The sequence below is a fragment of the Streptomyces sp. SAI-127 genome (assembly GCF_029894425.1).
Lineage (GTDB): Bacteria > Actinomycetota > Actinomycetes > Streptomycetales > Streptomycetaceae > Streptomyces.
Genome location: NZ_JARXYJ010000001.1, coordinates 2,332,661 through 2,352,964, shown reverse-complemented (window position 1 = coordinate 2,352,964; position 20,304 = coordinate 2,332,661). Strand labels below are relative to the sequence as shown.

At 70.8% G+C, this 20,304-nt stretch carries 15 protein-coding genes and 1 pseudogene; 13 read left to right on the top strand and 3 right to left on the bottom strand.

Translation table 11 applies throughout. The features are described 5' to 3' along the window. Positions 1-77: 77 nt before the first annotated feature. The 7 genes from M2157_RS11020 (at position 78) to M2157_RS10990 (ending at position 9,095) form a co-directional block, all read left to right on the top strand. Positions 78-920, top strand: a complete 843-nt coding sequence (locus M2157_RS11020) for a nitrilase-related carbon-nitrogen hydrolase (RefSeq protein ID WP_280861630.1) — start codon at positions 78-80, stop codon at positions 918-920. Beyond that, positions 917-2,206, top strand: a complete 1,290-nt coding sequence (locus tag M2157_RS11015; protein ID WP_280865142.1) for an aspartate aminotransferase family protein — start codon at positions 917-919, stop codon at positions 2,204-2,206. The genes M2157_RS11020 and M2157_RS11015 overlap by 4 nt, the downstream gene beginning before the upstream one ends. Positions 2,207-2,229: 23 nt before the next feature. Beyond that, positions 2,230-3,780 (top strand): PucR family transcriptional regulator, encoded by a 1,551-nt coding sequence (locus tag M2157_RS11010; RefSeq protein WP_280865141.1) that lies wholly within the window; start codon positions 2,230-2,232, stop codon positions 3,778-3,780. A gap of 332 nt (positions 3,781-4,112) precedes the next feature. Further along, the gene (locus M2157_RS11005; protein WP_280861628.1) at positions 4,113-4,955 is read left to right on the top strand and encodes a nitrilase-related carbon-nitrogen hydrolase; all 843 of its coding nucleotides are present in this window, start codon (positions 4,113-4,115) and stop codon (positions 4,953-4,955) included. 31 nt (positions 4,956-4,986) lie between these two features. Beyond that, entirely contained in the window at positions 4,987-6,390 is a 1,404-nt protein-coding gene (gene hydA, locus M2157_RS11000) for a dihydropyrimidinase (RefSeq protein ID WP_280865140.1), read from the top strand. A gap of 9 nt (positions 6,391-6,399) precedes the next feature. Next, complete coding sequence (locus M2157_RS10995) at positions 6,400-7,419, top strand: TIGR03842 family LLM class F420-dependent oxidoreductase (RefSeq protein ID WP_280865139.1); 1,020 nt, start codon at positions 6,400-6,402, stop codon at positions 7,417-7,419. A gap of 125 nt (positions 7,420-7,544) precedes the next feature. After that, the gene (locus tag M2157_RS10990) at positions 7,545-9,095 is read left to right on the top strand and encodes an NCS1 family nucleobase:cation symporter-1 (protein WP_280861625.1); all 1,551 of its coding nucleotides are present in this window, start codon (positions 7,545-7,547) and stop codon (positions 9,093-9,095) included. Between the two features lie 25 nt (positions 9,096-9,120). Here M2157_RS10990 and M2157_RS10985 read toward each other — a convergent pair whose 3' ends face one another. Next, positions 9,121-9,786 (bottom strand): hypothetical protein, encoded by a 666-nt coding sequence (locus tag M2157_RS10985; RefSeq protein WP_280861624.1) that lies wholly within the window; start codon positions 9,784-9,786, stop codon positions 9,121-9,123. Positions 9,787-9,937: 151 nt separating this feature from the next. Further along, a complete protein-coding gene (locus M2157_RS10980) occupies positions 9,938-10,942 on the bottom strand; it encodes a carboxymuconolactone decarboxylase family protein (protein WP_280865138.1) in 1,005 nt (334 codons plus the stop codon). 167 nt (positions 10,943-11,109) lie between these two features. Here M2157_RS10980 and M2157_RS10975 point away from each other — a divergent pair, with 167 nt between their 5' ends. The 3 genes and pseudogenes from M2157_RS10975 to M2157_RS10965 all read left to right on the top strand — a co-directional run bounded on the left by M2157_RS10975 (position 11,110) and on the right by M2157_RS10965 (position 14,210). Further along, positions 11,110-12,228 carry a sensor histidine kinase gene (locus tag M2157_RS10975; protein WP_280865137.1) on the top strand — a complete coding sequence of 373 codons (1,119 nt, stop codon included), beginning with the start codon at positions 11,110-11,112 and terminating at the stop codon, positions 12,226-12,228. A 453-nt stretch (positions 12,229-12,681) separates the two neighbouring features. Then, on the top strand, positions 12,682-13,344 hold the full coding sequence (locus M2157_RS10970; RefSeq protein WP_057608292.1) for a response regulator transcription factor: 663 nt from the start codon (positions 12,682-12,684) through the stop codon (positions 13,342-13,344). Positions 13,345-13,408: 64 nt separating this feature from the next. Continuing rightward, a pseudogene (locus M2157_RS10965) lies at positions 13,409-14,210 on the top strand (methyltransferase domain-containing protein). Between the two features lie 26 nt (positions 14,211-14,236). Here the strand turns inward: M2157_RS10965 and M2157_RS10960 are convergent. Further along, positions 14,237-15,229, bottom strand: coding sequence for a phospholipase D-like domain-containing protein (locus tag M2157_RS10960; protein WP_280865136.1), 993 nt, complete (start codon positions 15,227-15,229; stop codon positions 14,237-14,239). 326 nt (positions 15,230-15,555) lie between these two features. Here M2157_RS10960 and M2157_RS10955 point away from each other — a divergent pair, with 326 nt between their 5' ends. From M2157_RS10955 to M2157_RS10945, 3 genes are all read left to right on the top strand, one after another. Continuing rightward, the gene (locus tag M2157_RS10955; protein WP_280865135.1) at positions 15,556-17,382 is read left to right on the top strand and encodes a gamma-glutamyltransferase; all 1,827 of its coding nucleotides are present in this window, start codon (positions 15,556-15,558) and stop codon (positions 17,380-17,382) included. A 169-nt stretch (positions 17,383-17,551) separates the two neighbouring features. Beyond that, entirely contained in the window at positions 17,552-18,397 is an 846-nt protein-coding gene (locus M2157_RS10950; protein ID WP_280865134.1) for an inositol monophosphatase family protein, read from the top strand. Between the two features lie 411 nt (positions 18,398-18,808). Then, entirely contained in the window at positions 18,809-20,221 is a 1,413-nt protein-coding gene (locus M2157_RS10945; protein WP_280865133.1) for an NAD(P)/FAD-dependent oxidoreductase, read from the top strand. Positions 20,222-20,304 lie beyond the last annotated feature (83 nt).

The window sequence follows — 20,304 nt, the reverse complement described above, 5'->3', positions numbered from 1 at the left end:
CAGGAGGCTTACGTTCGTCCCTCTACGGCTACATCTACGGGCGTAGAGGCTCTGACGTCCCGCCGAAGGAGCAGCTCATGGCCAACGTCGTACGTGCCGCTCTGGTCCAGGCCACCTGGACCGGCGACACCGAGTCCATGGTGGCGAAACACGAGGAGCACGCCCGTGAGGCGGCCCGACAGGGCGCGAAGATCATCGGGTTCCAGGAAGTGTTCAACGCCCCCTACTTCTGCCAGGTCCAGGAACCGGAGCACTACCGCTGGGCCGAGCCGGTGCCCGACGGTCCCACCACGAGTCGTATGCAGGCACTCGCCCGCGAGACCGGCATGGTGATCGTCGTGCCGGTGTTCGAGGTCGAGCAGTCCGGCTTCTACTACAACACCGCGGTCGTGATCGACGCCGACGGCAGCGTCCTCGGCAAGTACCGCAAGCACCACATCCCGCAGGTCAAGGGCTTCTGGGAGAAGTACTACTTCAAGCCCGGCAACCTCGGCTGGCCGGTCTTCGACACCGCCGTGGGCAAGGTCGGCGTCTACATCTGCTACGACCGCCACTTCCCGGAGGGCTGGCGGCAGCTGGGCCTGAACGGCGCCCAGCTCGTCTACAACCCGTCCGCCACGCACCGGGGACTCTCCTCCCACCTGTGGCGCCTGGAGCAGCCCGCGGCCGCCGTCGCCAACGAGTACTTCGTCGCCGCGATCAACCGGGTCGGCGTCGAGGAGTACGGCGACAACGACTTCTACGGGACGTCGTACTTCGTCGACCCGCGCGGTCAGTTCGTCGGGGACACCGCGAGCGACAAGGAGGAGGAACTGGTCGTCCGCGACCTGGACTTCGACCTCGTCGACGAAGTGCGCCAGCAGTGGGCGTTCTACCGCGACCGCCGCCCCGACGCCTACGAAGGGCTGGTGCAGCCGTGACCGAGGACCTGCTGGGGCGTCACCGTGCCGTCCTGCCCGACTGGCTCGCCCTCTACTACGAGGACCCGCTGGAGATCACACACGGCGAGGGCCGCTACGTGTGGGACGCCGAGGGCAACAAGTACCTCGACTTCTTCGGCGGCATCCTGACCACGATGACCGCCCACGCCCTGCCCGAGATCACCAAGGCGGTGAGCGAACAGGCCGGGCGGATCATCCACTCGTCGACCCTGTACCTGAACCGGCCGATGGTCGAACTCGCCGAGCGCATCGCCCAGTTGTCCGGCATCCCGGACGCCCGGGTCTTCTTCACCACCTCCGGCACCGAGGCCAACGACACCGCCCTGCTGCTCGCCACCACCTATCGCCGCAGCAACACGATCCTGGCGATGCGCAACAGCTACCACGGCCGCTCCTTCAGCGCGGTCGGCATCACCGGCAACCGCGGCTGGTCACCCACCTCGCTGTCCCCGCTCCAGACGCTGTACGTCCATGGAGGCGTGCGCACCCGCGGCCCTTACGCCTCCCTCGGCGACGACGACTTCATCGCGGCCTGCGTCGACGACCTCAAGGACCTGCTCGGCCACACCCGCCCGCCCGCCGCCCTGATCGCCGAGCCGATCCAGGGTGTCGGCGGCTTCACCTCCCCGCCCGACGGCCTCTACGCGGCCTTCCGCGAGGTGCTCGACGAGCACGGCATCCTGTGGATCGCCGACGAGGTGCAGACCGGCTGGGGCCGCACCGGCGACCACTTCTGGGGCTGGCAGGCGCACGACCGGTCGGGTCCGCCGGACATCCTCACCTTCGCCAAGGGCATCGGCAACGGCATGTCCATCGGCGGGGTGGTGGCCCGCGCCGAGATCATGAACTGCCTGGACTCCAACAGCATTTCGACGTTCGGCGGCACCCAGATCACCATGGCGGCCGGCCTCGCGAACCTGACGTACCTCCTGGAACACGACCTCCAGGGCAACGCCCGGCGCGTCGGCGGAATGCTCATCGAGCGGCTGCGGGCCGTCGCGGCGCAGGTGCCGGGGGTACGGGAGGTGCGCGGGCGTGGGCTCATGCTCGGCGTCGAGCTGGTGAAACCCGGCACGGACGAGGCCGATCCACAGGCCGCGTCCGCCGTGCTGGAGGCGGCCCGCGCCGAGGGACTGCTCCTCGGCAAGGGTGGCGGGCACAACACCAGCGCCCTGCGGATCGCCCCGCCCCTGTCCCTGACCGTCGCGGAGGCCGAAGAGGGCGCCGCGATCCTCGAACACGCTCTGAGGAGCACCATCCAGTAGGCCCACAGCAAGGGAACACCGTCATGAGCACCACCTTGGAGCCCCTGGAGTCCCTGGAGCCCACGCTGTCGGTCCGTCAGGTCCTCATGCTGGAACGGGTCCTCGCCGGGGAGCCCGAGGTGGTGGCCGGCGCCGGCCAGCTCGACCGGGCCGTGCGCTGGGTGCACGTGGCGGAGGCCGCCGACGTCGGAGTGATGCTCAGCGGCGGCGAGATGGTGCTCACCACCGGAGTGCTGCTCGCCGGTGACGACGACAAGCAGGCCGAGTACATCCGGTCCCTGCACCGCGCGGAGGCCGCGGCCGTGGTCCTCGGACTCGGCCGCGCCTTTCCAGCACCGCCGGACGTGATGCGCCGGGCCGCCGAGCGGTGCGGGCTGCCCATGGTCGTCCTCCACCGGCCCTTCCCCTTCGCGGAGTTGACGGAAGAGGTCCAAGCCCGGCTCGTACGGCGGAAGTTCGCCGCCGTCAGCATGTCCGAGGCCGTGCGCACCGCCCTCACCGGACTCATCACCGCGGGCGCCCCGCTCCAGCGGATGCTGGACGAGATCGCCCACCACAGCGGCTGTCCCGTCGTCGTCACCAACCTCGCCCACCGCGTCCTCGCCACCGCGGGGGAGCGCTCCGCGGTGGACGACGTGCTGCGCGACTGGGAACGCATCGCCCGCCAGGCCGGCGGCAGCGAGGGCGACGGCTGGATCCGCGCCGAACTGGGCGGGCGCGGGGAGCGCTGGGGCCAGATCATGCTGTGCGGCTACCGGGGTGACACCGCCACCGGGCGACTTCTCGCCGACCGCGCCGCCGAGGCCCTCGTCCTGCACCGCATGCTGGGCGGCACCTCCGCCCACACCTGGGAGGAGCAGTCCGCGCAGAGCCTGCTGACCGACCTGGTCAGCGGGGTCGTACCGGCGAGGCAGCTGCTGCCCCGCGCGCGGGCGGCCGGACTGCCCGTCAACCGGCGCACCTTCGTGCCGCTCGTCGTGCGGGACGGCGATCCCGCCGAACTCGACCGGGTGCTACGGCTGCTGGGCCTGCCCGGCATCGTCGCCGAGCTCGCCGACGGGGCCACCGCCGTACTGCTGAGCCTGGCCCGGGACCAGGACGCCACGGTGCTCACGGCGAACTTCGCGGCCCGGTTGTCGGGGACGGTCGTGGCGGCAGCGGATCCGAGGACCGCCTGGGACGACGTTCCCGGCGGTATGCGTGAGGCCCGGCATGTCGCGGACGCCGTCGCCTCGGGGGCACTCGACCTCCCGGCCGTCGTCCGCCTCAAGGACGTCCATCTGCGGGGCCTGGTCAGGCTGTTGCGCGACGACCCGCACGTCCAGTCCTTCGCCGAGCGGGAGCTGGACGGGCTGCTGTGCGGGGCGGGAGACGATCTGCTCGCGGTGCTGCGCACCTATCTCGCCACCGGCCGCAACAAGTCCCGCACCGCCCAGCTCCACCACGTCTCCCGCCCCGCGCTCTACCGGCGGCTGGAAGCGATACAGGGCCGCCTCGGGGTCGACCTCGACGACTTCGAACAGGCGGCCTCGGTGCACATCGCGCTTCTCGCACACGACGCGCAACAGAGCTGAAACATGCCACGACCTGGGAAAACGGCGGTGAAACATGGGCTCACGACAGGGTGACAACGTGGCACGCCCAAGGCCCGCAGACGTGACACCGTGCAACTCAAAGCACGTTTTCGGACTTCCTAGTCTTCTGGGGCGGGCACCGGAAGTTTCGTCTGCCCCACGACGCCCGGCACGCACTCTCGCCGCACCGCGCACAAGCCCACGTACAACCAGTACGACGGCTTGTGCGCGGCACGCCGAGAGCACGCACCGGACGCCGCAGGGCCCGCCCTTCGGGCGGACGACGCAACTTCCGGCGCCCGCCCCAGCACACCGAGTGACCGGAGGTCCCGATGAGCAGAGTGATTCGTGCCGCCCTCTTCCAGACCGCGTGGACGGGCGACAAGGAGTCGATGATCCAGGTACACGAGCAGGCGGCCCGGGACGCGGCCGCGCAGGGTGCTCAGGTGCTGTGCTTCCAGGAGCTGTTCTACGGGCCGTACTTCTGCCAGGTCCAGGACAAGGCGTTCTACGAGTACGCCGAGCAGATTCCGGACGGCCCGATCGTCAAGCGGTTCCAGGCGCTGGCCAAGGAACTGGGCATCGTCCTCATCCTGCCGATGTACGAGGAGGAGCAGCCCGGCGTCCTCTACAACACCGCCGCCGTGATCGATGCGGACGGCTCGTACCTCGGCAAGTACCGCAAGCACCACATCCCCCAAGTGCCGGGATTCTGGGAGAAGTTCTACTTCCGACCCGGCAACCTCGGCTGGCCGGTCTTCGACACCAAGGTCGGGAGGATCGGTGTGTACATCTGCTACGACCGCCACTTCCCGGAGGGCTGGCGGGCGTTGGGCCTGGCCGGTGCCGAGATCGTCTTCAACCCGTCGGCCACCTCGCGCGGTCTGTCCGCCTATCTGTGGCAGCTGGAGCAGCCGGCCGCGGCCGTCGCCAACGAGTACTTCATCGGCGCCATCAACCGGGTGGGCGTCGAGGAGCTGGGCGACAACGACTTCTACGGGACGACGTACTTCGTCGACCCGGAGGCCCAGTTCGTCGGCGAGGTGGCGAGCGACAAGGAGACCGAACTGGTCGTCCGGGACCTGGACATGGCCAAGCTGCGGGAAGTCCGCGACCGCTGGCAGTTCTACCGCGACCGCCGTCCGGACGCGTACCCCCCGCTGACCGCACCCTGACCGAACCGTCCACTCTGGCAGGAGAGGGAACATGAGCAGCCGTACCGTCATCCGCGGTGGCCTCGTCATCACCGCGTCCGACGAGATCCACGCCGACGTGCTGATCGAGGACGGCCGCATCGCCGCCCTCGCCGCCTCGGGCACCTCGGCAGCCGAGTCATTCACGGCCGACCGGACCATCGACGCCACCGGGAAGTACGTCATCCCCGGTGGCGTCGACGCCCACACCCACATGGAGCTGCCGTTCGGCGGCACCTTCGCCTCCGACACCTTCGAGACCGGCACCCGGGCCGCCGCCTGGGGCGGCACGACCACGATCGTCGACTTCGCGGTGCAGAGCGTCGGCCACTCACTGCGCGAGGGCCTGGACGCCTGGCACGCCAAGGCCGAGGGCAACTGCGCCATCGACTACGGCTTCCACATGATCGTCTCCGATGTGAACCAGGAGACACTCAAGGAGATGGACCTGCTGGTGGGGGAGGGGGTCACCTCCTTCAAGCAGTTCATGGCCTACCCCGGCGTCTTCTACTCCGACGACGGCCAGATCCTGCGCGCCATGCAGCGCTCCGCCGAGAACGGCGGCCTGATCATGATGCACGCCGAGAACGGCATCGCGATCGACGTGCTGGTCGAGCAGGCGCTGGCGCGCGGCGAGACCGACCCCCGCTATCACGGCGAGGTACGCAAGGCCCTCCTCGAGGCCGAGGCCACCCACCGCGCCATCAAGCTCGCGCAGGTCGCCGGCGCGCCCCTCTACGTCGTGCACGTCTCGGCCATGGAGGCAGTGGCCGAGCTGGCACGCGCGCGTGACGAGGGGCTCAACGTCTTCGGCGAGACCTGCCCGCAGTACCTGTTCCTGTCGACGGACAACCTCGCGGAGCCGGACTTCGAGGGCTCGAAGTACGTGTGCTCAACTCCCTTGCGGCCGAAGGAACACCAGGCCAAGCTCTGGCAGGGGTTGCGCACCAACGACCTCCAGGTCGTCTCCACCGACCACTGCCCCTTCTGCTTCGTGGGCCAGAAGGAGCTCGGCCGCGGCGACTTCTCGAAGATCCCCAACGGCCTCCCCGGCGTCGAGAACCGCATGGACCTGCTCCACCAGGGTGTCGTCGACGGACACATCTCGCGCCGCCGCTGGATCGAGATCGCCTGCGCCACCCCGGCCCGGATGTTCGGCATGTACCCGAAGAAGGGGACCATCGCCCCGGGCGCCGACGCCGACGTCGTCATCTACGACCCGCACGCCGAGCAGATCGTCTCCGCCGAGACCCACCACATGAACGTCGACTACTCGGCGTACGAAGGAAAGCGCCTCACGGGCCGCGTCGAGACGGTCCTCTCGCGCGGCGAACTCGTCATCACCGAGCGGGAGTACACCGGGCGCGCCGGACACGGCACGTACACCCCCCGCTCCACCTGTCAGTACCTCAACTAGGAGTGGTGCATGGACTTCGGACTCGTCCTGCAGACGGATCCGCCCGCCTCGAAGGTCATCAGCCTGATGAAGCGGGCCGAACGCAACGGCTTCACCTACGGGTGGACCTTCGACTCCGCCGTGCTCTGGCAGGAGCCGTTCGTGATCTACAGTCAGATCCTTTCGAACACGTCGAAGTTGAAGGTCGGCCCGATGGTCACCAACCCGGGCACCCGCACCTGGGAGGTGACCGCCTCCACCTTCGCCACCCTCAACGACATGTTCGGCAACCGCACGGTCTGCGGCATCGGCCGCGGCGACTCCGCGATGCGCGTCGCGGGCCGCAAGCCCAACACGCTGGCCCGCATCAGCGAGGCCATGAAGGTCATCCGGGCGCTCGGCCGGGGCGACGAGGCCGACCTCGGCGGCACGGTCATCAGGTTCCCGTGGATCAAGCCGGGAGCCGAACTTCCCGTATGGATGGCCGCGTACGGTCCCAAGGCGCTGAAGATGACCGGCGAGGAGGCCGACGGGTTCATCCTCCAGCTGTCCGACCTGTACCTGACCGAGTACATGGTGAAGGCGGTCAAGGACGCGGCCGTCGCCGCCGGACGCTCGGCTGACGAGGTCAAGATCTGCGTGGCCGCCCCCGCCTACGTCACCGAGAACGACTCGCCCGAGGCGCTCGCCCACGCGCGCGAGCAGTGCCGCTGGTTCGGCGGGATGGTCGGCAACCACGTCGCCGACCTGGTCTCCAAGTACGGCGAGCACTCGGCCGCCGTACCCGAGGAGCTGACGGATTACATCAAAGCGCGTGAGGGGTACGACTACTCGCACCACGGGCGGGCCGACAACCCGGACACCGCGTTCGTGCCCGACGAGATCGTCGACCGGTTCTGCATCATCGGACCGGTCGAGAAGCACATCCAGAAGCTGAACGCGCTGCGCGAGCTGGGCGTCGACCAGTTCGCCGTCTACGACATGCACGACGCCCAGGAAGCCACCATCGACGCGTACGGCTCGAAGGTCATCCCCGCCCTCAACGCCTGACGTCCGACCCGCTCCCCGACCCCCCACACCTTGTTCCCCCCTCTCCTCCCGCCGTCCCGGGGCGGAGAGGGGCCCAAGGCCCCCGCACGGCCTATCCCGTCCCGTCCTGATCGATTGGCCTGCCCATGACCGAAACAGTCCCCACGGGGTCGCCGATATCGCAGTCCGCCGGTGGCCGCGTCGAGCTCGCCCCCGAGGCCTTCCCCGCCGACAGCCCCTTCGCCAACGAGGACCTGCGTCCCGTACCGGTCTCCGAGCGCAAGTGGACGACGTACAACTTCGCGGCCCTGTGGATCTCCATGGCGCACTGCATCCCCAGCTGGACCCTGGCCTCCGGCCTGGTCGCCCTCGGCATGGACTGGAAGCAGGCCGTGTTCACCATCGCCCTGGCCAACATCATCGTGCTGCTGCCGATGCTGGCCACCGGGCACGCCGGACCCAAGTACGGCATCCCCTTCCCGGTCCTCGCCCGCGCCTCCTTCGGGCTGCGCGGCGCCAACATCCCGGCCCTGATCCGGGCGGCCGTGGCCTGCGGCTGGTTCGGCATCCAGACCTGGATCGGCGGCAGCGGCATCTTCGCGCTGGGCTCCAAGCTCACCGGCGGCCACTGGGAGAACGCGGGCAAGATCGCGGGCAACCCCTGGCCCCTGTGGCTCTGCTTCCTGCTGTTCTGGGCACTCCAGATAGCGATCATCTACCGCGGCATGGACTTCCTGCGCCACTTCGAGAACTGGGCCGCGCCCTTCGTGATCGCCGGCGCGATCGTGCTGCTCATCTGGATCGCCGTCAAGGCGGACGGCTTCGGAGCGCTGCTCGACCAGCCGTCGAAGCTGGGCTGGGGCCCCGACTTCTGGCCGGTCTTCTTCCCGTCCCTCATGGGAATGATCGGCTTTTGGGCGACTCTGTCCCTGAACATTCCCGACTTCACTCGCTTCGGTGCCAGTCAGAAGGCGCAGACCTGGGGCCAGTCCCTGGGACTGCCGACCACGATGACCCTCTTCGCGGTCCTCGCCGTGCTGGTCACCTCCGGCTCCGAGGTCGTCTACGGCGAGGCCATCTGGGACCCGGTCGCGCTGGCGGCCAAGGCGGACAACGCCTTCGGGCTGCTCTTCGCGCTGATCGTCGTGCTGGTCGCCACCATCTCCGTGAACATCGCGGCGAACGTGGTCTCACCGGCGTACGACCTGTCCAACCTGGCCCCGAAGTTCATCAACTTCCGCACCGGCGCGCTGATCACGGGTGTCGTGGGCATCCTGATCTTCCCGTGGAAGCTGATCTCCACGCCGGAGTTCTACATCTTCACCTGGCTCGGCGTGGTCGGCGGTCTGCTCGGCACGGTCGCGGGCATCCTCATCGCCGACTACTGGATCGTCCGGCGCACGGTCCTGCACCTCGCGGACCTCTACACGCCCGGCGGCCGCTACTGGTACACCAACGGCTGGAACTGGCGGGCGATCGTCGCCTTCGTGGTGGGCGGTCTGCTCGCGGTCGGCGGCTCGTACTCGGGGGTGGGCGCGGACGGCAAGAAGACGGGTCCGTTCCCGACCGACGGTCTGATCCCGTTCCTCAAGCCACTGGCCGACTACGGCTGGGCAGTGGGTCTGAGCGCGTCCCTGCTGCTGTACATCGCGCTGATGCTGCCGAAGGGCAGGGAGCAGGAGGGGATCGCGGCCTGACGGTTCGCGTTGGAGGGCGGTCGGTTCAGACCTTCTGGCCGCTCTCCAGTGCCGCCACCGCCTCCTTGGCGGCCTTGATGGCGCCCTTGTTGATCTCGTCCGTGCTGGGCGCCTTCTTCGACTCGAAGTCGCTGCCGTTGTACGTCACGGTCACCAGCGCGTTGGACGCCTGGATGATGACCACGCCCTCACGGGTCTGCTGCTTGTCCTCGGTGGTGAGGTTCACCACCGAGTAGCCGGCGTCGCCGACACCGGGCACGCTGCCGCCGCCGCTCTTCTCGGCGGTGTTCTCCTTGTACGACTTGGCGGCCGCCTCGTCGGACTCCGTGATCTCGAAGGAGACGTCGAGCCAGCGGTAGTCGTACCCCTTGAGTGCGTTCCAGGAGCAGGTGCGACGCAGGGACGTGTCCGTGGAGGGGATCTCCTTGCCGGCCGTCTTGGCGCCCGGCACGAGCGACTTGATGGTGGCCGTTCCGATGCTGCCGCAGGGTGCGGGGGCGGAGGCGTACTGCTTCGTGGCCGCTGCCGTGGACGCGCCCGAGGGGGACTCGCCGGCGGACTTCGGCGCCGACTCCTTCTCGGCGGCCGGCGTCGTGGCCGGGCCTGACGTCAGCGCCCAGCCCGCCGCGGCGAGCACGACGACGGGCGAGATCCGCGCGGTGAGGGCAAGCGGCAGGGAAAGAGTTCGCACGGCGCACATTTCGTGGGGGACGGACGGTGCGGACGGGTCCGCACTGCGGACGGGACGCCAGTTTCACACGTCTCCCTGTGGGGTGGAAGCGTGAACTCGCTCCGTACCGATGCCGTCACAGTGCCCTGCCGTCGATGCGTCATGTGTCCGCTTATGTCCGTGCGATGGGCCGGTAGAGGGCCGATTCGACGCGGTCCACGGCCAGGAACGCCCCGTAGGCCACGAGGTGCACCAGAAGCTCGTCGGTGTGCTCCGGCCGCCGCCAGGCCGCCACGTCCTCGTCGGTGATCCGGTACGGCGCGAGCGCGGCCAGCAGCACCAGACGCGCGCCGGGACACTCCCGCCGGTCCGGGAAGCCGCTCAGGTCGAGCGGCGGATGCGACCCGTCCCAGTCCAGCAGGGTCTCCTCCACGAGGTCCTGCTCCTCGACACCGAGGAGGCGGGCGCCCGCCATGGCCGCCCGGAGCAGCGCCGCGTACGCGAGCCCGACGGGCGTACCGTCCGCCCACGCGGGGGCCTCACCGGGGTCGGGCAGGTCGAGCAGCGCGAGGGACGCGCCGGGCCGGGCGGGTCGGCGCACGGTCCGGGCGAGCGTGCGGCCCGCGAGGCTGCGGACGGCCCGGAAGCGCTGGGCGTTGCCCGGCAGCAGGTTCTCGGTGAGCAGGGCGGACACGATCCGGTTGATGAAGTGGAAGGCGAACGCCGTGCCGAGGTAGCCCGGAGCGTGCTCGCGCGGGAACGGGTACGGGCCGGCGCCGAGGCCGCCCGGCACGCGCGTGTGCCTGCCCCACTCCAGCACGCGCGCGTGCTCCTCGTTCTCCGGCCGCTCTCCCCGGACGATGCGTTCGGCGAGCGCGTGGTCGCCGGTGGCGTGCAGCAGCATGGTGTGCGCGTCCACGCAGAACGGGCACCGGTTGGCCAGCGAGACGCCGAGCGCCGCCAGCTCCTTGCCGGTGCGGCTGCCGGGGCCCGCGATCAGCGACTCGCGCATCAGCGCCCATGTCGGGGCGAGAAGCTCCGGCGCGGAGGAGAGGACCACGAAGGTGACGGGTTCGTCGATGCCGAAGTCGCGGGACAGCTGCTCGTAGACCTCGGCGACACGGCCGGTGGCGGCCTTGGGCGGCAGGGGCCGGGTGTAACGGAAGGGTGTGGACATGGACAGCAGCGTGCGCCCCGACCGCGGCCCTGGTCGTCGTACGGCCGAAGGGAGTTGGCGCTGCATCCGTGAGCGCGGGCCAGGCAGGCGACTACTACGGGGGGAGTAGCGGGGGAGTTGTCCACAGGGCTGACGCCGGTGACGGTGCGGCGGTCTAGCGTGTGGGCATGAGCGGGCATTCGGTCGACTCGGCCGCCTCCAACCGACTCGCCGATCTGGCCCTCGTGGTCGTGGTCGGCGGACTTGTCGTGGTCGCGGCGGCTCTGGACGCGGACACGACCGCCCCCGACTACGCGCTCCTCGTGGTGAGTTCGGCCGCTCTCGCGTTCTACCGGGCGGTGCCGCTGGTGGTGCTGGCCGTGGCCACGGTGAGCGGGGCGGCCTACGTCCTGCACGCCCACCCGGGATCACTCGGCGCACTGTCCGTCTTCGCCGCCGTGCACCTGGCGTCCCAGCTGGGGCACCGGGGCTGGGCGGCCGCGGCGAGCGGGGTCTTCCTCGCGGCGTACGCGATCACGGGCCCGACGATCCAGGAGGCGGTCGAGAAGACCGGGCTGCTCGCGGGCTGGTTCGTGTGTGCGGTGGTGACGGGCCTCGCCGGTCGCAACTGGCAGGCGTATCTGCGCCAGACCGAGCAGCGCGCGCTGGAGGCCGAGCGGACCCGCGAGGAGGCCGCCCTGCGCCGCGCCGGGGAGGAACGGCTGCGGATAGCCCGGGAGCTGCACGACTCCCTCACCCACAGCATCTCCATCGTCAAGCTCCAGGCGGGCGTGGCCGTCCATCTGGCCCGTAAGCGGGGCGAGGAGGTGCCGCCCGCCCTGCTCGCCATCCAGGAGGCGGGCGGCGAGGCGATGCGCGAGCTGCGCGCCACCCTGGAAGTCCTGCGCACCGACGAGCCGACCGGCACCCCGGCGCTGCTCGTGGAGCGGGCACGGGCGGCGGGTCTCGCCGTCGAGCTGAGCGTGACGGGCGAGGAATGCGCCCTGCCCGCTCCGCTCGACCGGGCCGTGTACCGGATCGTCCAGGAGTCCCTGACGAACGCGGCCCGGCACGCGGGACCGGCCAAAGTACGGGTCGAACTGGCCTACCGCAAGGACGACGTGACGATCCGAGTGGACGACGACGGGGCCGCGGACCCGGACCGGCCGCCGCAGCCCGGCCACGGCCTCACGGGCATGCGCGAACGTGTCAAGGCCCTGGGCGGCACGCTGCACACCGGCCCGCGCGCGGAGGGCGGATTCTCGGTGCGGGCGGAGCTGCCTTTGGGGGCGGGGGAGACGGTGTGATCGGGGCGGGGGGACCTGAGGACGGGGGCAGCTCTAGGGCGTGCGGCGGGTTGGTTGCGAGGGTGGGGGGGGGTGGTTTGGCGGGGGCGTGTGTGGGCCGCCGCTGTGTGTGGGGGGCAGCTTCGCGGTGTGGGGGGTCGGCTGCGAGGGCGCGGAGCGGGTTCGCGGTGGGGCGTGCATGGAGTGCGGCGGTCAGGGACGGCTTCCCGGCGTGCGGGGTATCGCTCTCGAGGGTGCGGGGCGGGTTTCTGGTGGGGCGTGCATGGGGTGCGATGGTGGTGGTGGGGGGCTTCGCGGTGTGGGGGGTCGGCTGCGAGGGCGCGGGGCGGGTTCACGGGGCGCCGGATCGGCTGCCGCGGTGGGGGACGGCCTCGCGGTGGGCGCTGTGCCGGTCTCGGGGGACGGCGTGAGTGAGGCGGGGGACGGCTGCTCTGGGTGCGTGGAGGTGTGCGGGTGATCAGGGTGGCGCTCGTCGACGACCAGGCTTTGATGCGGGCCGGGTTCCGGGCCCTGCTCGACGCCGAGGACGGGATCGAGGTGGTCGGGGAGGCGGCGGACGGGGAGCGGGGCGTGGAGCTGGTGCGCGCGCAGGTGCCCGACATCGCGCTGATCGACGTACAGATGCCGGTGATGACGGGAATCGAGGCGACCCGGCGGATCGCCGCCGATCCGGAGCTGGCGGGGGTCCGCGTGGTGATCCTCACCAACTACGGTCTCGACGAGTACGTCTTCGAGGCACTGCGGGCGGGCGCGAGCGGCTTTCTGCTCAAGGATACCGAACCGGCCGACCTGCTCCAGGCCATCGAGGTGGTGGCCCGGGGCGAGGCCCTGCTGTCCCCCGCGGTCACCCGCACCCTGATCGGCGAGTTCGTCTCCCGCCCACCCGACCGGTCCACCGCCCCCGGCCTGGAGTGCCTCACCCGCCGCGAACGCGAGGTGACCGCCCTGGCCGCCCGAGGCCTGACCAACGAGGAGATCGCCGAGCACATGGTGATCAGCCCCCTCACGGCCAAGACGCACATCAGCCGGGCGATGACGAAACTGGGTGCCCGCGACCGCGCCCAACTGGTCGTGTTCGCCTATGAGTCGGGGCTGGTGACGGCACGCGGCTCCTGATATTCCGTTGCCCGCCACGGCCTGCGATCAGCACTCTGAGGCGATCACCGAGACGCCACCGGGAATGCGCGAAGAGATCCTCGCCTACTACGCCCGGGGCGAGGAGGACGCCCGCCTCAGACCGGGCGGCGCCCCGGCCGGACGGCTGGAGTTCTGGCGTACGCAGGACGCGCTGCGACGGCTGCTGCCGCCCGCGCCCGCGCGCGTGCTGGACGTTCGGCGGCGGCAGCGGGGTGCACGCGGAATGGCTCGCACGGGACGGGAACGCGGTCGAACTCGTCGACCCCGTGCCGCTCCACGTCGAACAGGCCTCGCGGCTGCCGGGGGTGGCCGCTCGACTCGGCGACGCGCGTGACCTGCCGGCGTCCGACTCCTCGTACGACGTGGTGCTCCTGCTCGGCCCCTTGTACCACCTGCCCGAACGGGCCGACCGAGTAAGGGCGTTGGCCGAGGCGGGCCGGGTGGTCCGGCCGAGCGGTCCGGTGGTCGCGGCCACCATCAACCGGTACGCGCAACTGCACGACCTGCTGCGCGAGGAGCGCTACTTCACCCCCGAGCATCGCGAACGCACCGATCGCGTCCTCGTGGACGGCCGCCATCCCTACCGTGACGAGGGCTTCTTCACGGTCGCCCACTTCGCCCAACCGGACGAGGTGACCGCGCAGTTCACGGACGCGCGGCTGGCCGTCGAGGGGCAGTACGGCGTCGAGGGCGTGGCCTGGCTGATGGGCGGCGTCGAGGACTGGCTGGACGATCCCGCCCGGCGCGAGACCGTGCCGGCAGCGTGCCGGCACATCGAGTCGGAGCCGACGCCGCTGGGGGCGAGCGGGCATCTGCTCACGGTGGGCAGACGGCCGTCCGAGTGACAGCGCGGCCGTCTGCCCGGCGGTGACTACGCGGCCGTACCGCCCGAGTAGTCACTGTTGAACGTCGCCTCGACCGTGGTGGCCACGGACTGTGCCACCCCGGTGCCGGTGAGGACGATGCCCAACTCGCGGTTGTTGGAGAGAGAGTTGCTGCTGATGTTCATGGAGCCGGCCTCCACCTCCTGGGTGCCGAGGCCGTAGTCGGCGACCATGGCCTTGGCGTGGATGTAGAAGCCGTCGGGGTCGGAGTACCCGACGACGGTCCCGCCTGCCGCCTTGATCTCGGAGACCTCGCTCGCGTAGTCGCCCGGGGTCTCCAGCACCACCCGTACCTTCACCCCCGCCTTCGCGCGCGCCGCGATGGCGTCGACCACCGTGCTGTCGCTGAACTCCAGTTCCTCGACGTCGAGCGTCTTGGTGGCGGCGTTGACGACGGACAGCAGACGGCTGCGGGAATCGGTGGGGGACCAGAGCAGGTGGTCGCCGTCGGTGGGGGTGACCGAGGTGCCCGCGTAGTCCGCGGCGAAGACCTTCTCGATCGCGGCGACATCGCGGGTGTCGTCGGTGAACACGCCGTAGTCACGGCCGGTGGCGTAGTACTGGGAGGTGAGATTGCCCGTGAGGACCAGCGACTTGGTGGCGTCCACGGTGATCGTCTTCTGGTGCGTGTAGACGAAGCTCGACGGCGACCACACCACGCCCACGCCCGCGTTCGTCAGCGCCGTGTAGGCCGAGCTGTTGGCGCTCTGGTGCGCACGGTCCAGGACGACCCGCACGGTGACGCCCTTGTTCTTGAGGGCTATCAGGTCGTTGACGGCCGTGGTGTCCTCGAGCTCGTACATGGTCATGTCGAGGGAGGTGGTCGCCGAGTTGACGAAGTCGTAGATCGTGGGCTGACCGCCGCTCTGCGAGAAGGCGAAGGCGGTGTAGCTCGCGGCACTGGCGGGGACGGAGGCGGCGAACACGGCGGCACCGGCGGCGACAGCGACACCGGTACGGGTGAGGACCTTCCACAACATGCGTGACTCCTGGTCGAGTTGGTGCCCGCGTGGGGGTCGCGGGCATCCGCATGGCACCACGCGCGTAGAACGGGCGGGAAGAGGCGTCCGGTGAACTCGGCGTTACCGGCGGTCCATGCGGCCGGGCAAAAGGGACTCCGGGCAGGTGAGGGGTGGTTCATGGGCTCCTCGTGCGATCGCAAAGTCTTCGTAGTCCGGCCGTGCGGAGTGACATGCGGCTGCGAGACCCAAGACGCTCACCTCCCGTGGTGCCGACCTGCGAAGGGTGATCGATAGCCTGTCGGGGAGAGGTCCGGCCGATGCGCGGAAAGTGCGAGGTGAAAGGCGTGTTCACCACCCGTCCCACTCTTCAAGGCACCTTCGGCATGGTGTCCTCCACCCACTGGCTGGCTTCGCAGTCGGCGATGGCGGTGCTGGAGGACGGCGGCAACGCGTACGACGCGGCGGTGGCCGGGGCCTTCGTGCTGCACGTCGTCGAGCCGCACCTCAACGGCCCCGCCGGTGAGGTGCCGATCCTGCTCGCGCCCGCCGGTGGGGAGGTGCGGGTGCTGTGCGGGCAGGGCGTCGCGCCCGCCGGGGCGACCGTGGCCCACTACAAGGGGCTCGGCCTGGATCTCGTTCCCGGCACCGGCCCCCTCGCCGCCGCCGTACCGGGCGCCTTCGACGCCTGGATGCTGCTCCTGCGCGACCACGGCACCAAGTCCCTCGCCGACGTCCTCAAGTACGCCATCGGGTACGCCGAGGACGGGCACGCGCCCGTGGAGAACGTCGGCGCGACCGTCGAGAGCGTGCGGGAGCTGTTCGAGACGGAGTGGACCTCGTCCGCGGAGGTGTACCTGCCGGGCGGCAAGGCCCCGCGGCCCGGCGAGTTGTTCCGCAACCCCGCCCTGGCCGCCACCTGGAAGCGGCTCATCGGCGAGGTGGCAGGGGCGGGCGACCGGGCCGCGCAGATCGACGCGGCGCGCGAGGTGTGGCGTACCGGATTCATCGCCGAGGCGCTCGTACGGCAGGCGCGGCGACCCACCATGGACACCAGCGGCTCGCGGCACACCGGCACGCTCACGGCCGCCGATCTCGCCGGTTGGTCCGCGACCTACGAGGCGCCGGCGACGTACGACTGGAACGGCTGGACCCTGTGCAAGGCCGGCCCCTGGAGCCAGGGTCCCGTCCTGCTCCAGCAGCTCGCGCTGTTGCCACCCGAGCTGCCGCGGTACGGGTCCGTCGAGTACGTCCATCTGCTGGTCGAGGGCTGCAAGCTGGCGATGGCCGACCGGGAGGCCTGGTACGGGGACGCGGCCGAGGTGCCGCTCGGTGAGCTGCTGTCGGCGCAGTACAACGCGGGACGGCGTGAGCTCATCGGCGACAAGGCCTCCCACGAGCTCCGGCCGGGCAGTCCCGGTGGGCGTGTTCCCCGGCTGAGCGCGCACGCGCGCGTGGTCGTCACCGACGAGCCCGGCTTCAGCCCGATGGGCGTGGGAGAGCCGACGGTCGCGAAGAACCCCACGTCGCCCGTGCCGGGGGAGCCCGAGGTCGGCCCCGACGGCACGACCCGGGGCGACACCTGCCACCTCGACGTCGTCGACCGCTGGGGCAACATGGTGGCCGCCACGCCCAGCGGGGGATGGCTCCAGTCCAACCCCGTCGTCCCCGAGCTGGGCTTCCCCCTGGGGACCCGGCTTCAGATGACCTGGCTGGAGGAGGGCCTGCCCAACTCCCTCACTCCCGGCCGCCGCCCCCGCACCACGCTCACCCCCTCGATCGCCCTGCGCGACGGGGTGCCGGTGCTGGCCTTCGGCACGCCCGGCGGAGACCAGCAGGACCAGTGGCAGCTCCACTTCTTCCTGGCCCTCGCCCTGCGCTCCCCGGTCCGCGGCGGCCTCGACCTCCAAGGCGCGATCGACGCCCCGAACTGGCACAACGACAGCTTCCCGGGGTCGTTCTATCCGCGGGGGATGCGGCCGGGAAGCGTCACGGTGGAGGAGCGGACGGATCCCGGGGTGGTCGAAGGGCTACGGCGGCGGGGGCACGACGTGACGGTGGGGGAGCCGTGGTCGGAGGGACGGTTGTGCGCGGTGGCGCGGGACCCGGAGACGGGGGTGCTGTCGGCGGGGGCCAATCCGCGGGGGATGCAGGGGTATGCGGTGGGGCGGTGACGCAGTTGTGCGGGGGTGTCGGCCGGGCCGAGTGGGTGACCAGGATCCCGATGGCGTAATTTGCCCCGATATGGCCGCCGTTGCCTTCGGATCCCGGTGTTCACGGCGATTCCACTCACCCTCCATCGGGCGGGTAGGGATTGTCAGCCCCGCGTGCTCTCATGGAGTCATGATCGAAGACACGGAAACCATCGACGAGTTTCTCGACCGGCACGCGGACGACGTGGAAGAGGCGGTGCGCAAGGCCGCCGCAGCGGAGGTCATGCCGCGCTTCCGGCGGCTCGCCGCGCACGAGGTCGACCAGAAGGCCGGCCCGCACGACCTGGTGACGGACGCCGACCGGCTGGCCGAGCGGTATCTCACCGAGACGCTCGGCGCCCTCCTGCCCGGCTCGGCCGTGGTCGGCGAGGAGGCCGTCCACGCCAACCCGGCGTCGTACGAGGCGCTGCAGGGCGACACTCCGGTCTGGATAGTCGACCCGGTCGACGGCACCCGGCAGTTCGTGCACGGCGACCCCGGCTTCTGCATGCTGGTCGCGCTGGCCAGGAGTGGTGTATTGCTCGCTTCCTGGACGTACGCCCCGGCCCGGGACCAACTGGCCACGGCGATACGCGGCCGGGGCGCGTTCCTCGACGGCGAGCGGCTGTACGCGGGCGTCCCCGCCCCGGGCCGCGACCTCCAAGTGGCCACCTCCCACCCGGACTACACGACGGACGAGCAGAAGCGCGGCCTGCTGGGACTGTGGACGGACGGCGTCGCACCGCGGGCGTGCGGCTCGGCCGGCCTGGAGTATCTCGCCGTCGCCCGCGGCGAGTCGGACGCCGTCGCCTTCTCCTGGGAGGCGGCCTGGGACCACGCCGCGGGCCTGCTGCTGGTCGAGGAGGCGGGCGGCGTCCATCTGACCCTCACCGGCGAACCGTTCCGCATCAAGGGCGGCAACACCCTCCCCTTCACCGCGGCCCGCGACGCGGCGACGGCCCGCAGGGTGCGGGGGCTGCTGGCGGGCGAGGCCTGACGCGCCCGCGGGGACGAGCCGGGTCGGGGGCTCACACCAGGACGAGTCGGGCTCATGCCGGGACGGGCTGGGCTCACGTCGGGACGGGCCGACGCTGGGGCGAGTCTGGGCTGGAGCTGGAGCTGGAGCTGGAGCTGGAGCTGGACCCGGAACCAGACCCGGAGCCGGAGCCGTACCCGGAACCGAAGCCGGACCTGGAGCCGGACCTGGAGCGGGCGCCCGAGCCGGCCTGATCCTGAGCCGCCCCGGAACCCGGACCGGACCCGAACCGGACCCGAACCGGACCCGAACCGGACCCGAACCGGACCCGGACCGGACCCAGACTTACCCCCGAACCCCGAGACTGTCGGTCCCCCGGCATATCCTGATCCTCTGGCCATCGGCTGACGAAGGGGTCCGAAGGTGCCGTCGATGCTCGATGCGGTCGTAGTGGGTGCGGGACCGAACGGACTGACGGCTGCCGTGGAGCTGGCCCGCCGCGGCTTCTCCGTGGCCGTCTTCGAGGCGCGCGGCACCGTGGGCGGGGGAGCCCGCACCGAGGAGCTGACTCTCCCGGGCTTCCTGCACGACCCGTGCTCCGCGGCCCACCCCCTCGGCATCAACTCCCCGGCGTTCCGCGCCCTGCCCCTGGAGCGCTACGGCCTGGAGTGGCTCCATGCCGAGCTGCCCATGGCGCACCCCTTCACCGACGGCACCGCTGCCGTGCTGTCGAGGTCGGTCGCCGAGACGGCCGCCTCGTTCGGACCGCGGGACGCGGGGACGTACCGAAGGCTCGTCGAGCCGTTCCTGCCCACGTGGGACACCCTGGCCCGCGACTTCATGTCCCTGCCCGCGACCGCGCTGCCCCGTGACCCGGTCACCCTCGCCCGTTTCGGTCTCGTCGGCCTGCCCCCGTCGACCTGGCTGATGCGCCGGTTCCGCGACGAGCGCGCGAAGACCCTGTTCGCCGGACTCGTCGCGCACGTCATGGCCCCGCTCGGCGGCTTCGCCACCGGTGCCATCGGCCTGGTCTTCGCCCTCGCCGCACATGCCCGCGGCTGGCCCGTGGCCCGCGGCGGCTCCCAGTCCATCTCCGACGCGCTCGCCGCCTACCTCAAGGACCTCGGCGGCACCGTCCACACCGACTACGAGGTCAAGCGGCTCGACGACCTGCCGCCCGCGCGCGCGTACGTCTTCGACACCTCGCCCACCGCCCTGGCCCGCATCGCGGGCTTCGGCAACTACTACGAGGGCTACCGCTACGGCCCGGGTGTCTTCAAGGTCGACTACGCCCTCGACGGCCCCGTGCCGTGGACCGCGAAGGAGGCGCGCGCCGCGGGCACCGTGCAGATCGGCGCCGACAGCGCGGAGATCGGCACCGCCCTGCGCGCCGCGTCCCGGGAGGACCGCGCACCCGACAGGCCGTTCATGATCACGGTGCAGCCGAGCGTCGTCGACCCCGGCCGGGCCCCCGCCGGAAAGCATGTGTTCTGGGCCTACGGCCACGTGCCCAGCGGCTGGACCGGCGACCTCACCGACGCCATGGAGCGCCAACTGGAGCGTTTCGCCCCGGGGTTCCGCGACCGCGTCCTCGCCCGCGCCACCGCAGGCCCGCCCGAACTGGCCGCCCGCAACGCCAACTACGTCGGCGGCGACATCGGCTCCGGCGCGGTCAGCGGACTCCAGGTCATGCTGCGCCCCAAGCTCTCCCTGTCCCCGTACAGCACCCCTCATCCGGCCGTCTTCATCTGCTCGTCGGCGACCCCACCGGGACCGGGCGTGCACGGCATGTCGGGCCACAACGCCGCGAAGGCCGTATGGCGGAGGCTGCGACAGCAGACCTGAGGGTCCACAAGTCGGCCACAGGTGCAACAAGTTCAAGCCGCAGGTTGAGCGAAATGCGTGTCTTTTTTGTCACCCCGCTCACC